11 protein-coding genes and 1 rRNA gene are annotated in these 13,164 nt (G+C 74.9%); 6 read left to right on the top strand and 6 right to left on the bottom strand.

What is annotated here, in order from left to right; genetic code table 11:
* Window positions 1-3 precede the first annotated feature (3 nt).
* On the bottom strand, window positions 4-696 hold the full coding sequence (hpf, locus tag ACIQBJ_RS30490; protein WP_400716975.1) for a ribosome hibernation-promoting factor, HPF/YfiA family: 693 nt from the start codon (window positions 694-696) through the stop codon (window positions 4-6).
* A gap of 369 nt (window positions 697-1,065) precedes the next feature.
* Between hpf and ACIQBJ_RS30485 the strand changes: the two genes are divergently transcribed.
* Window positions 1,066-1,842 (top strand): ComF family protein, encoded by a 777-nt coding sequence (locus tag ACIQBJ_RS30485; RefSeq protein ID WP_400716973.1) that lies wholly within the window; start codon window positions 1,066-1,068, stop codon window positions 1,840-1,842.
* Here the strand turns inward: ACIQBJ_RS30485 and ACIQBJ_RS30480 are convergent.
* Genes ACIQBJ_RS30480 through mtrA form a run of 3 tightly spaced genes read right to left on the bottom strand, consistent with a single transcriptional unit; the run spans window position 1,830 to window position 6,446 of the window.
* The gene (locus ACIQBJ_RS30480) at window positions 1,830-3,701 is read right to left on the bottom strand and encodes an LpqB family beta-propeller domain-containing protein (RefSeq protein ID WP_400716970.1); all 1,872 of its coding nucleotides are present in this window, start codon (window positions 3,699-3,701) and stop codon (window positions 1,830-1,832) included. The genes ACIQBJ_RS30485 and ACIQBJ_RS30480 overlap by 13 nt on opposite strands.
* On the bottom strand, window positions 3,676-5,766 hold the full coding sequence (mtrB, locus tag ACIQBJ_RS30475; protein ID WP_400716968.1) for an MtrAB system histidine kinase MtrB: 2,091 nt from the start codon (window positions 5,764-5,766) through the stop codon (window positions 3,676-3,678). Before mtrB ends, ACIQBJ_RS30480 begins: the two co-directional genes overlap by 26 nt.
* Before the next feature lie 2 nt (window positions 5,767-5,768).
* Window positions 5,769-6,446 (bottom strand): MtrAB system response regulator MtrA, encoded by a 678-nt coding sequence (mtrA, locus tag ACIQBJ_RS30470; protein WP_030459579.1) that lies wholly within the window; start codon window positions 6,444-6,446, stop codon window positions 5,769-5,771.
* Window positions 6,447-6,671: 225 nt separating this feature from the next.
* Here mtrA and ACIQBJ_RS30465 point away from each other — a divergent pair, with 225 nt between their 5' ends.
* The 5 genes from ACIQBJ_RS30465 to ACIQBJ_RS30445 all read left to right on the top strand — a co-directional run bounded on the left by ACIQBJ_RS30465 (window position 6,672) and on the right by ACIQBJ_RS30445 (window position 12,155).
* A complete protein-coding gene (locus ACIQBJ_RS30465) occupies window positions 6,672-7,724 on the top strand; it encodes a hypothetical protein (RefSeq protein ID WP_400716965.1) in 1,053 nt (350 codons plus the stop codon).
* A 4-nt stretch (window positions 7,725-7,728) separates the two neighbouring features.
* Window positions 7,729-8,406: a DUF4129 domain-containing protein gene (locus ACIQBJ_RS30460; protein ID WP_400716963.1), complete on the top strand. Its 678-nt coding sequence runs from the start codon at window positions 7,729-7,731 to the stop codon at window positions 8,404-8,406.
* Window positions 8,403-9,773 carry a DUF4350 domain-containing protein gene (locus ACIQBJ_RS30455; protein WP_400716960.1) on the top strand — a complete coding sequence of 457 codons (1,371 nt, stop codon included), beginning with the start codon at window positions 8,403-8,405 and terminating at the stop codon, window positions 9,771-9,773. Before ACIQBJ_RS30460 ends, ACIQBJ_RS30455 begins: the two co-directional genes overlap by 4 nt.
* The gene (locus ACIQBJ_RS30450) at window positions 9,770-10,756 is read left to right on the top strand and encodes an AAA family ATPase (RefSeq protein ID WP_400716958.1); all 987 of its coding nucleotides are present in this window, start codon (window positions 9,770-9,772) and stop codon (window positions 10,754-10,756) included. Before ACIQBJ_RS30455 ends, ACIQBJ_RS30450 begins: the two co-directional genes overlap by 4 nt.
* 85 nt (window positions 10,757-10,841) lie before the next feature.
* The gene (locus ACIQBJ_RS30445) at window positions 10,842-12,155 is read left to right on the top strand and encodes a DUF58 domain-containing protein (protein WP_400716956.1); all 1,314 of its coding nucleotides are present in this window, start codon (window positions 10,842-10,844) and stop codon (window positions 12,153-12,155) included.
* Window positions 12,156-12,247: 92 nt separating this feature from the next.
* Here ACIQBJ_RS30445 and ACIQBJ_RS30440 read toward each other — a convergent pair whose 3' ends face one another.
* Window positions 12,248-12,889 carry a hypothetical protein gene (locus ACIQBJ_RS30440; protein WP_400716953.1) on the bottom strand — a complete coding sequence of 214 codons (642 nt, stop codon included), beginning with the start codon at window positions 12,887-12,889 and terminating at the stop codon, window positions 12,248-12,250.
* Window positions 12,890-13,073: 184 nt separating this feature from the next.
* Window positions 13,074-13,164: ribosomal RNA gene (rrf, locus tag ACIQBJ_RS30435) — 5S ribosomal RNA — on the bottom strand; the annotation flags it as partial.

The raw sequence follows: 13,164 nt of genomic DNA, 5'->3' as shown, positions 1-13,164 counted from the left end.
CCGTCAGTCCTCGTCGGGCCCGTTGATCGCGCCGCCCGCGCCGGCGGCGTCCACCGCGGCGGCCGTGTCCTCCTTGAGGTGGATCACGCCGTAGTGGTAGCCGTGCCGGCGGTAGACCACGCTCGGCAGACCGCTGTCCTTCTCCTGGAACAGGTAGAAGTCGTGGCCCACCAGCTCCATCGCGTACAGCGCCTGGTCCAGCGACATCGGCCCGGCCGCGTGGGTCTTCTCGCGGACCACCAGCGGCCCGTCGCCCTCCACCTCCAGGCTGCCCGCCAGCGTCTTGCGGGCCGCGCCGTCGGCGGCCGCGGGGGCGGCCGGCTCCGGCAGCCCGGCCAGCGCCGCCGTCGCCTCGGCCACGCTGATCGGCGTCCGCCCGTGCGAACCGCCCTTGTGCACCCGGCGGCGGTCGGCGGACTTGCGCAGCTGCGCCTCCAGCTTCGCCGAGGCCAGGTCGAGCGCGGCCCACGGGTCGTTGGCGGACGCCTCGGCCCGGACCACCGGGCCCCGGCTGCGCAGGGTGATCTCCACCCGGTCGGAACGGTCGGCCTGCCGCGGGTTGTGCTCCTTGGACACCTCGACATCCAGGCTGATCGCCTTGGTGTCGAACTTCTGGACCATCTCCAGCTTCTCGGCCACGTGCTCGCGGAACCTCTTGGGCACCTCGGTCTTGCGGCCCTTGACGACGATGTCCACGCAGAACTCCGATCCCTTGTGCTGACCGGCCCGGAGCGCGTCCCGGACCGGCGTGAGACCCAGCCGGACCAGCAGACCGCCGCCGCCCCCGGGACGACCGCCCGGGGAACCCGCGAGGACCACCGGTCCCTTACCTCACTTCCTCCCCACCAGGAGCGAACGAAACCCCTGGAAGCCTCATGCAACACCTCACCGGGAGATCCCGCCTCCCGGGTCGAACGAACGTACCGGCGGGTGCCCGGCGGTCCGGCTGTTCCTCCCTGTTTACCCTCCTACGGGTGAACAAACGGTGAGCGGCTGGACAACACGCCTGACACCGCCCACCGTATGGCTGAAGTCGCCGCCCGGCCAGCGTTCCGGAGGGGTTCCGTGACGAGTCGCAGCACCGCCCACCCGCCCGCGTCCGGCCCCGCCCCGGCCCTCGCCGCCCTGCTCGACCTGCTGCTCCCCGTCCGGTGCGCCGGCTGCGGGACGGGGCGGCTCGGCCTCTGCGCCGACTGCCGGGGCCAGTTGGACGGCACCGCCGCCGGGCCCGCCGGGCCGCTGCGTCCGCCGCCCGGGCTGCCGCCGGTGCACGCCGCCGCCCCCTACGCCGGGCCGGTCCGGCAGCTGCTGATCGCCCACAAGGAGCGCGGCGCGCTGCGGCTGGCCACCCCGCTCGGGGCCGCGCTGGCCGCCGCCGTGCGCTCCGCCACCGGGGCCGGGGCCGCCCCGCTGCTGCTGGTCCCGGTGCCCTCGGTGCGCGCCGCGACCCGGGCCCGCGGCCACGACCCGACGCTGCGGCTGGCCCGGGCCGCCGCCCGCGAGCTGCGTCGCGGCGGGGTCGCCACCCTGGTCGCCCCGGTGCTGCGGCACGACCGGCCGGTCGCCGACCAGGCGGGCCTGCGGGCCGCCGAGCGGCTGCGGAACCTGGACGGCGCGCTGAGCGTCCCGGCCCGGGTGGCGGGCCGGCTGGCCGGGCACCGGCTGGTGCTGGTCGACGACCTGGTGACCACCGGGGCCAGCCTGGCCGAGGCGGCCCGGGCGCTGCGGGCGGCGGGCTGCCCGCCCCGGGCGGCGGCCACCGTGGCGGCCACCGCGCGGCGCGTCCCGGGCCGGGAGCGGCGCGGGCCGGTGCCCGGGGAGGCCCGGGCTCAGCCCGGGTAGCTGAACTCCTTGGCCTTGGCCTTGCCGGGCAGCACCTCGTGCCACTGGTTGTCCTTCAACCGGTACAGGTGCCGGTCCGCGCCCCGGTCGGCGGTGGTGAGCACGGCCGGCCCGGCCTGGTCGTCGCGGGAACGGGCCTCGGTCGCCGACAGCTCGGTCATCGACTCGCCGCCCTGCAGCGGGGAGTCGGTGGACTGCGAGCCGTCGGTGCCCAGGAAGTGCAGCTGCTGCAGCCGGTCGCTCTCCTTGCCGAGCACCACCAGCTGGTCGGTGTCGCCCCAGGAGACCGCGGCCACCTCGGTGAGCTGCGGGGCGATGTCCCGCAGCGAGCCGATCGAGGCGGTCGGCGCGGCCGCGCCGCCGCCGTGCCGGACCAGGCCGAGCGCCAGCCTGGTCGAGCCGTCGGGGCCGCGCAGCAGCAGGGCGATCCGGGTGCCGTCGGAGGAGATCCGCAGCGACTGCACGGTGCGGCCGTTCAGCCCCTCGACCTGCACCGGGACGACGGCGCGGTCGCGCACCATCAGCACCCGGGGCGCGGCCGGGTCCCGGTCGACCAGCCACAGGTCCTGCCGGCCGTCCCAGCTGGGCGAGGCCAGGCCCTGGCCGGGCCCGGGGGCGCGGCTGGTGACCACCGGGTCGCCGTACTTGCCGCTCTCCGCGACGTCGACCCGGAACAGCCGGGTGCCGTCCTCGCCGATCAGCGCGGCGGCGGCGCCGTCGCGCCGGACCGCGACCGTGCCGGGGCGGGGCTGTCCGGCCTGCGGCACCTGGCCGAGCACGCCTGGCACCGGGATCGGGTCCAGGCCCTCCTGGTAGCGGGTCAGCCGGCCGTCGGCGAGCTGGATGTACGCCTGGGTGCCGGCGTCGCCGCCGGCCAGCGCGCCGGGGGCGGTCTGGGCGGCCTCGGCGCTGCCGATCGAGCAGGTGCCGTGCGGCGCGGACAGGTCGAGCCGGTCGAGCTTGCCCTGCTGGTCGGCGACGGTCTGGAAGAGCTGCTGCGCCATCTGCTTGCACCGGCCGGGGTCGGCGGCGAGGTCGACGCCGTCCACCTTGACGGTGGCCACCCGGTTGTCGTTGACGGTGGCGGAGGCGACCCGGACGCCGTCGAGCCGGGAGTACACCACCGCGCCGAGCCACTTCGACGGGCCGTCGGCGGTGGCCTGGGCGGCCTCGGTGAGCGGGTCTATTCGGCGGCGCAGGTAGATCGGGTCCGGCACCAGCACCGACGCGGCCGCCGGGTGCGCCGAGGACGGGTCCGGCTGGGCGAAGAAGTAGCGGTGGACCGGCCGGTAGCCGTTCTTGAAGTTGGTCTGGTCGACGATCAGGCCGTCCGGCAGCGTGCTGATCCGCCACTCGCCCTTGTCGGGGCCGTCGGCGAGCTTCACGAAGGTGAAGGACTGCAGGTACCGGACGCCCGGGCGGGCCTGGTAGGTGTGCTGCCGGTCGAGTTCGGCGACCTGGTCGCCGCGGACGGAGAGCTCGACGCTGGTCACCTCGGCGGCCGGTTCCGCGATGTTGGTCAGGTTGGGGGCCCCGGCCAGCACCACCACCCGCTCGTCGGGCTTCCAGGACTTCGCCGCCGCCGGGGTCAGGTACTGCTTCGCGGTGTCGTAGCCGGCCTGGTCGGCGTTGGACGAGTCGAGGAACCCCGCGAGCAGGTCGTACGGGCTCTCGCCGCGGTGCGGGGCGACCGGGTAGACGTGCACCTGGACGCCGTCGGCCGCGCCCTGCGAGGGGTCCAGGCGCTGCGGCGGGCCGCCCGAGGGCATCGACACGCAGCCGGTGGCCGCGGTCGCCAGCAGGGCGGCCCAGCCGATCGCCAGGGCCCGCCGGTCAGCCGTCCTGTCGGTCCTGCGCACCGGCGGTCCCCTCCTGGTCGGTGTCGGCGCCGTCCGGTGCGGGCGGGGCCGGCTGGGTCGGGCGGCCGCGGTCCACCACGACCTGGGCGCCGGTGGCGGCGTAGCCGGCCGCCGCGGCGCGGACGTCCGACGGGTCGGCGACCGGGGCGGCGCTCGGCCGGCCGAGACCGGGGCCGATGCTGAGCACCCCGCCGAGGCCGGAGCCGAAGGTGTGCCGCTCGGTGTCCGGGGTCTCCGGGACGGCGTCGGCGCCGCGCACCGCCCGGCGGTAGGGCGCGCCGGCCGAGGACATGCCCCGGTTGTGCCGGGAGTCCTCGGGCTCCAGCCGGAACGGGGCCCGGGCGATCTCGCCGCCGCGGGTGCGCGGCAGGGTGAGCCGGAAGTGCGAGCCGCCGCCGGGCTCGCCCCAGGCCTGCAGCCAGCCGCCGTGCAGGTGGGCGTCCTCGACCGCGATGGACAGGCCCAGGCCGGTGCCGCCGGTGGTGCGGACCCGGGACGGGTCGGCCCGCCAGAAGCGGTGGAACACCCGGGAGGCCTCGCCGGGCTTCAGGCCGATGCCGTAGTCGCGGACGCCGACGGCGACCGCGCCGTCGGCCGAGCCGAGCCGGATCACCACGTCGCGGCCCTCGCCGTGCTCCAGCGCGTTGACCACCAGGTTGCGCAGGATGCGTTCGATCCGGCGGCCGTCGACCTCGGCGAGCACCGGGTTCTCGCCGCCGCGGATCAGCACCGCGCTGCCCTTGGCGCGGGCCAGCGGGTCGGCGGCCTCCACCACCCGGGTCACGATGTCGCGCAGGTCGACGGGCTCGGCGTCGAGGATCGCGGCGCCGGCGTCGAAGCGGCTGATCTCCAGCAGGTCGGCGAGCAGCGACTCGAAGCGGTCCAGCTGGTCCTGGAGGAGTTCGGCGGAGCGGGCCGCCATCGGGTCCAGGTCCTCGCGGCTGTCGTAGATCAGGTCGGCGGCCATCCGGACCGTGGTCAGCGGGGTGCGCAGCTCGTGCGAGACGTCGGAGACGAACCGGCGCTGCACCCGGGACAGCTCCTCCAGCTTGTGGATCTGCGCCTGCAGGCCGTTGGCCATCCGGTTGAAGGAGTCGCCGAGGCGGGCGATGTCGTCGGTGCCGGTGACCTTCATCCGCTCGTCGAAGTGCCCGGAGGCGAGCCGCTCGGCGATCCCGGCGGCCATCCGGACCGGCGTGACGACCTGGCGGACCACCACCCAGGCGATGCAGCCGAGCAGGATGACCAGGAACAGCCCGGCGGTGGCCAGGGTGCCCATCACCAGGTTCAGCGTCGAGGTCTCCTGGTAGAAGGAGAACACGTAGTACAGCTGGTACGGCTGGCCGTCCGGGCCGGTGAACTGCTTGCCGATCGCCAGGCCCTTGTTGTCGTCGGGCTTGGCCTGGCTGTCCGGGGCGCGGTGCAGCTTGACCGGCTGCTCGTGCGGCAGCGAGGGCTCGGCGGCGACCTTGGCGCGCATCTCCGGGGTGATGGTGTCCGGCAGGACGGTGCCGCTGTAGCGGGCGCCGCGCAGGCCGGCGCTGGAGGCGCTGGCCTCGTTGCCGCCGGGGGCGATGGCGATCACCGAGTAGACGCCGGAGCCGCCGGAGGCCAGGTCGGAGACCTGCTTGGTGAGCCAGGCGTTGATCTGGTCGCGGCTCGGGTCGGCGGCGGCGCCGGCCTTGGCCTGTAGGTTGATCGCCTCGTTGATCTTGTCCTGCTCGATCTGGAAGCCGCCGACGGCCTGGCCGTGCGCGGACTTCTGCTTGGTCTCCAGCAGGCCGGTGCGCACCTGGGCGACCACCACCACGCCGAGCACCAGCACCACGACGAAGGACAGCAGCAGCGTCGCCGCGACCACCCGGAGCTGGATCGAGCGGCGGTACAGCGCCAGCAGCCGCCCGACCGGGTGCCGGAACTGGCGGGCCACCGGCGCGAGCAGCACCGTCCACCAGCGGCGCCGGCGCGGTCGGCCGGTGGTGGAGCTCAGTACGTCGCCGCGCACAGCGGACTCCCCGCCGGACGGTTCGTCCGGCGGGGAGGCGGCGGCCTGCAGGTCGTCCATCCTCAGCTGGGCCCGGCCTTGTACCCGACGCCGCGGACGGTGACCACGATCTCCGGACGCTCCGGGTCCTTCTCGATCTTGGAGCGCAGGCGCTGCACGTGCACGTTGACCAGGCGGGTGTCGGCGGCGTGCCGGTAGCCCCAGACCTGTTCCAGCAGCACCTCGCGGGTGAACACCTGCCAGGGCTTGCGGGCCAGCGCGACCAGCAGGTCGAACTCCAGCGGGGTCAGCGGGATGCCGCGGCCCTCGCGCTTGACCGAGTGGCCGGCCACGTCGATCACCAGGTCGCCGATGGTGAGCTGCTCCGGGGTGGGCTCCTCGGCGCGGCGCAGCCGGGCGCGCACCCGGGCCACCAGCTCCTTGGGCTTGAACGGCTTGGTGACGTAGTCGTCGGCACCCGACTCCAGGCCGACCACGATGTCGACCGTGTCGGTCTTCGCGGTCAGCATGACGATCGGGATGCCGGACTCGGCCCGGATCTGCCGGCACACGTCGATGCCGTCCCGGCCGGGCAGCATCAGGTCGAGCAGTACGAGGTCCGGCTTGGTCTCCCGGAAGGCGGCCAGCGCCTTGTCCCCGTCTGCGACGAAAAACGGCTCAAAACCTTCACCCCGCAGCACGATGCCGAGCATCTCGGCCAGCGCGGTGTCGTCATCGACGACGAGGACACGTCCCTTCATGTCTCCATCTTCTCATCACCCGAATGTGACCTGTCGCACAGCCCGCCCGTCCACCGGCCCGAACTGTCCGCCGAACCAGTCATACCATCGCAAAGTTCGCGGGTCGGAAGCCGGGCCGGGACCGTTGCCGATCAGCAACGGGATACCGGTGGGGTACGCGTGCGCACCATGGCACGATGGCCTCCCGAAAGCACCCGCCCCAGGGTGCCCCGACGAGGAGCGTCGATGACCGAGACCCCGGGTTGGACCTCACCCGGTTCTCCCGAAGCCGGGCCCGGCCCGGCCGATTCCGGCCACCCGGCGCCCCCGGCGGCCACCGCCGGACCGGGACCGCAGCAGGCCGCCGGCACCCCCGTCGTCGGCCCGATCCCGCTGCGGCCGCTCGGCGTCGGCGAACTGATGGACGGCTCCTTCGCCCTGGTCCGCCTCCACTGGCGGGTCGCCCTCGGCTTCAGCCTCGGGTTCGCCGCCTTCCTCCAGCTCGTCCAGGCCGGCGTCGAGTGGTGGATCCACCTCAACGGCAACTCCTTCGCGGACATGTTCTCCAGCTACCTGACGCTGCCGCTGCACATGCTCCTCGCCACCTTCGTCACCGGGCTGCTCTCCCCCGTGGTCAGCGCCGCGCTGCTCGGCCGGGAGACCACCCACGGCACGGTCTGGGCCCAGGTCCGCCCCCGGTTCTGGGCGCTCGCCGCCCTCTCCCTGCTGCACCTGCTGGTGCTGTCCGCGGCCTTCGCCGCCCTGGTCGTCCCGGTGCTGGCCCTGACCGGCTTCACCGCCGAGCCGCTGCTGATCCTGCTGCTCCCGGTCGCCGTCCTGCCCGGCGCCTGGCTGTGGGTCGCGCTCAGCTGGACCGCGCCCGCGCTGATCCTGGAGAAGCAGTCCGTCCTCGGGGCGTTCCGGCGCTCCTGGCGGCTGGTCCGCGGCGCCTGGTGGCGCACCTTCGGCGTCCAGCTGCTGTTCGGCCTGGTCTGCGGCCTGGTCACGATCTCCGTCATCGGCCCCGCCTCGCTCGTCTCCGGCATCCTCGGCAGCAACGACTCCTCCGACGGCACCGCCGTCCTGACCATCGCCCTCACCGGGGTCTTCGCCGCCTTCGCCAAGACCCTGACCCTCCCGCTCCAGGCCACCCTGATCACCCTGCTGTACGTCGACCGGCGGATCCGCCGCGAGGCCCTCGACCTGGAACTCGCCCGCGCCGCCGGACTCCCCGGCTACAGCTGGACCGACCGCCCCGCCGCGCCCGTCCCGGGCCCCGCCACCCCGCCGGGGGCCTGAGCTCATGGGACTCCGGGGGGAGGGGGCGCTGCTCGCGAACGGCGCCCCCGTCGACATACCGCGCGACGCCGCCCGCGACGCCGCCCGCGAAGAACTCCGCAAGGCCGTCTACCACCAGGACGACCCCGGCCTCGTCAGCCGCTTCATGAACTGGCTCGGCGACCGGATCGGCCGGGCCCTCGACACCATCGGCTCGCCGTTCGGCGGGGGCGGCGGCACTGCCCTGATGATCCTGCTGGTGCTGGCCCTCGCCGTCGGCGCCCTGCTCTGGTGGCGCTTCGGCGCCCCCGGCCGGGAGGCCCGCGGCACCGGTCGGCTGTTCGACACCGCCACCGCGCCCGACAGCGCCGCCCGGCACCGCGCCGACGCCGAGGCGCACGCCGCCCGCGGCGAGTGGGCCGACGCCGTCCGCGAGCGGATGCGCGCCGTGGTCCGCGGCCTCGAGGAGCGCACCGTCCTGCACCCCCGCCCCGGCCGCACCGCCGACGAGGCCGCCGCCGAGGCCGGCCGCGCCCTGCCCGAGCGGGCCGCCGAACTCACCGCCGCCGCCCGGCTGTTCGACGCCGTCGCGTTCGGCAACCGGGCCGCCGACCAGTCCTCGTACCAGACCCTGGTCGACCTCGACGACGCCCTGTCGCGCACCCGTCCCGTGCCCGTCCCGGCCGGCGGAGGAACCGCATGAGCACCCTCGCACCGCCGCCCGCCACCGCCCCCGAGACCCCCGCGGACGACGCCCCGGCGAACACCCCGCCGCCGCGCGGCGCCGCGGCCCGCGCGCTGTGGCTGCGCTGGCGCTGGTGGGGCATGTGCTGCCTGGTCCTGCTGCTGGTCGGCGTCCTGATCGCCGGCATCCCCGGCAAGGACGACCACCCGGCCCTCGACCCGCGCTCCGGCGGCGCCCGCGGCACCCGCGCCGCCGACCAGCTGCTCCAGCAGCGCGGCATCACCAGCGGCACCGCCGCCACCGCCGCCGAACTCGGCCGCGCCCTGCGCGACGCCGACACCACCGTCGTCCTCACCCGCCCCAACGAGCTGACCACCCGTCAACTCGCCGCACTGGGCTCGATCGGCCGCGGCGAGCACAGCCGACTGGTCCTGGTCTCGCCCAACCAGACCGCGCTGAACGCCTTCGCCCCCGGCATCCGGGCCGACTACTCCGAGCCCGACCTGACCCACCCGCTCGACCCCGGCTGCGACCTCCCCGAGGCCGTCACCGCCGGCCGCGTCGACCTCGACAACCAGAGCTTCGGCGGCCGCCCCGGCGACACCGCCTGCTACCCCGGCACCACCCTGCACGCCCTGCTCAGCCGCACCACCGGCACCCAACAGGTGATCGTCCTCGGCTCCGCCGACCCGCTCGTCAACGAACACCTCAGCCACGAGGGCAACGCCGCGCTCGCCCTCGGCCTGCTCGGTGCCCACCCCCGGCTGGTCTGGCAGATCACCGACCCGAACCCCGAGCAGGACGCCCCCGCCCCGGCCGCCACCACCGGCGCGACCGGCGGCAGCACCGGCGACAGCGGCGGCACCGGCGACAGCGTCACCGGCGGCAAGGGCGACGCCCCCGTCGAACGGCACGGCGACCGCCCCGGCGCCCAGGGCGAGCCCCGGAAGAAGACCTTCCTCGACCTCGTCCCGGCCGGCTGGCACTGGGCCACCTACCAGCTGGGCCTGGCCGCCCTGCTCGCCGTCGCCTGGCGCGCCCGCCGCCTCGGACCGGTGCTCAGCGAACGGCTCCCCGCCGTGGTCCGCGCCTCCGAGAGCACCGAGGGCCGCGCCCGCCTCTACCACCGCGCCGACGCCCGCAGCCACGCCGCCGAGACGCTGCGCCGCGCGACCCGCCGCCGGGCCGCCGCCGCCCTCGGCCTCCCGCACACCTCCGGGGACCCCGACCCGGCCGCCCTCACCGAGGCCGCCGCCGCCCGACTCGGCCGTCCCCCCGCCGACCTCCAGCACCTGCTGTACGGCCCGGCCCCCACCGACGACGCCGCGCTGCTGCGGCTCGCCGACGAACTCGACGACATGGAATGGCAGGTACGACAGCCGTGACCGACCAGCTGCTCAAGACCGTCCCGGCCCTGCCCGGTGACGCCCGCGCCGCCCTCACCGGCCTGCGCGACGAGATCGCCAAGGCCGTGGTCGGCCAGGACGCCGCCGTCACCGGCATGGTGGTGGCCCTGCTCTGCGGCGGCCACGTCCTGCTGGAGGGCGTCCCCGGCGTCGCCAAGACCCTGCTGGTCCGCACCCTGGCCACCGCGCTCGACGTGGAGACCAAGCGCGTCCAGTTCACCCCCGACCTGATGCCCGGCGACGTCACCGGCTCGCTGGTCTACGACACCCGCACCGCCGAGTTCTCGTTCCAGCCCGGCCCGGTCTTCACCAACCTGATGCTCGCCGACGAGATCAACCGCACGCCCCCCAAGACCCAGGCGTCGCTGCTGGAGGCCATGGAGGAGCGCCAGGTCACCGTCGACGGCGAACCCCGCAAGCTCCCCGAGCCGTTCATGGTCGCCGCCACCCAGAACCCGGTCGAGTACGAGGGCACCTACCCGCTGCCCGAGGCCCAGCTCGACCGCTTCCTGCTCAAGCTGGTCCTCCCGCTGCCCAGCCGCGACCAGGAGTTCCAGGTGCTGTCCCGGCACGCCAACGGCTTCGACCCGCGCGACCTCGCCTCGGCCGGCGTCCGCCCCGTCGCCACCGCCGCGCACCTGGCCGCCGCCCGCGCCGAGGTCGGCCGGCTCACCGTCGCCCCCGAGGTCCTCGCCTACATCGTCGACCTGGTCCGCGCCACCCGGAACTCGCCCTCCCTCGCGATGGGCGTCTCCCCCCGCGGCGCCACCGCCCTGCTCAACACCTCCCGCGCCTGGGCCTGGCTGGCCGGCCGCGACTACGTCACCCCCGACGACGTCAAGGCCCTCGCCCTGCCCACCCTGCGGCACCGCATCCAGCTCCGCCCCGAGGCCGAGATGGAGGGCACCACGCCCGACAGCGTCATCCAGGCCGTCCTCGCCCAGACGCCCGCACCGCGCTGAGCCCGCCGCCGGGGGAACGGCCCGCCCGCTCCCCCGGCCCCCGCAGCACCGCGCCCCCGCCCTCAGAAAGCGAGCCCCGCACCCCATGGCCCTGACCGGTCGCACGGCCCTCATCGCTGCCCTCGGCGCTCTCCTGGTGGGCCTGGTCCTCCCCTCCTGGGCGGGCATCGGCCTGGTCATGCTGCCCCTGCTCGCCGCCGTCGTCACCGACCTGGCGCTCGCCGCCCCCGTCCGCCGGCTCACCCTGGAACGCTCCGGCGAACCGACCGTCCGCCTCGGCGAGGCCACCAGCGTCGACCTGCTGGTCGGCAACCCCTCCGGCCGCCCGCTGCGGGGCCGCGTCCGCGACGGCTGGCTCCCCTCCGCCTGGGCCCCCGGCACCTCCTTCGACGCGGCCCGGCACACCGTCACCGTCCCCGCCGGCGAGCGCCGCCGCCTCACCACCCCGCTCGCCCCCACCCGGCGCGGCGACCACCACGCCGCCAAGGTGACGGTCCGCTCGCTCGGCCCGCTCGGCCTGGCCGGCCGCCAGGCCGACCTCGACGCCCCCTGGCGCATCCGCGCCCTCCCCCCGTTCCACAGCCGCAAGCACCTCCCGTCCCGGCTCGCCCGCCTCCGCGAACTCGACGGCCGCACCTCGGTCCTGACCCGCGGTCAGGGCACCGAGTTCGACTCCCTGCGCGAGTACCTCCCCGGCGACGACGTCCGCTCCATCGACTGGCGCGCCAGCGCCCGCCGCAGCACCGTCGCCATCCGCACCTGGCGCCCCGAGCGCGACCGGCACGTCCTGATCGTCCTCGACACCGGCCGCACCTCCGCCGGCCGGGTCGGCGACGCCCCCCGCCTGGACTCCGCCCTCGACGCCGCCCTGCTGCTCACCGCCCTGGCCACCAAGGCCGGCGACCGCGTCGACCTGCTCGCCTTCGACCGCCGCCACCGCGCCGCCGTCGCCGGCCGCTCCCCCGCCGAGATCCTCCCCGCCTTCACCGACGCGATGTCCCAGCTCGAACCCGCCCTGATCGAGACCGACCTGCGCGCCATGACCTCCACCGCCCTGCGGATGGCCCCGCACCGCTCCCTGATCGTCCTCCTCACCGGCCTCGACGCCCACCAGATCCAGGACGGCCTGCTCCCCCAACTCCCCCTCCTCACCAAGCGCCACGAGGTCGTCCTCGCCTCCGTCGCCGACCCCCGCCTGGACGAACTCGTCGACACCCCCCGACTCACCGTCAAGGACGTCTACGGCGCCGCCGCCGCCGAACAGACCCGCGCCGACCGCCGCCGCGCCGCCGAACTCCTCACCCGCCGCGGCATCACCGTCCTCGACTCCCCCCCGGACTCCATCGCCCCGGCCCTCGCCGACACCTACCTCTCCCTCAAGGCCGCCGGCCGCCTCTGAGCCACCACCCCACCACCGGGCCCCGGGCAGGTTTCCTGGGCCATCGGCTCCAGGGCCTAGCGGCTGTGCGTGGCAACCGAGCTGATGTCCGGTCAGTCGAAATACACCACGAGCCTGACGCCGGCACCGCCGAAGCGACCGGCCAGTGCCGCCATCACGGCGAACACGTGCTCCCACCCGGTGCCTGGCCCGATCGCATCCCCGAGAACGAACGGGCGGTACGACACCTCCGCAGTGCCCACCGACCATTCGCCGAAGGGCAGTTCCGCCGGGCTCCGACCGTCGACGCGGGGCCCCATCCGCTGCAGCAACTCCTCTGAGCCCCACTGCTCACCGATCCAGAACCACCTCTCCAGGTGCGGGTACGGGCCGGCCGGGTCCCTCAGCACGACCACTCCCCGCAGACCCACGGGCGACGCGGTCAGGTCGACCTGAGCCAGTTCTGCCCAGCTCACCCACGTCGGACTGTGCACGGCCGCATCCATGCGTTCGGCCTCCTCGAAGTCCGCGCGCACAGCCGCCGAGACGTCGACCGGCAGTCCGCGCTGCCCGGCGAGCGGCTCCCACTGCTGGTAGTTGCGCACCCCGAACAGCAACGCGAGCGCCTCGTAGTTGTGCCGGCCATCGAACAACGGGGACAGGTCCATGCACCGCTGCCATGGCTCCCACTCGAACCAGTCCTCGTCGGAGTTCGGATCCCTGACCTCGATGCAGCCATATATGTCGGTGGCCATAGCCGTGAGGCTAGGACGCGGCCCGGCATGATGACCAACCAATTCCTCGGATCGCCGTGCAGCCTGGCCTACTCGTCGGCAAACGCCCGCCCCCCACCAGACCCCATCGGCGAGTGTTCCGAACTTCGCCGGAAACGCGAAGAAGCCCCCTGACTTCCCGTCAGGGGGCTTCTCCACAAAGATTGTTCGGCGGCGTCCTACTCTCCCACAGGGTCCCCCCTGCAGTACCATCGGCGCTGTGAGGCTTAGCTTCCGGGTTCGGAATGTAACCGGGC

Origin of the sequence: Kitasatospora sp. NPDC088391, assembly GCF_044753345.1 — a bacterium.
Lineage (GTDB): Bacteria > Actinomycetota > Actinomycetes > Streptomycetales > Streptomycetaceae > Kitasatospora.
The sequence above is the reverse complement of the archived record's forward strand: the minus strand, read 5'-3'. Positions and strand labels throughout refer to the sequence as shown.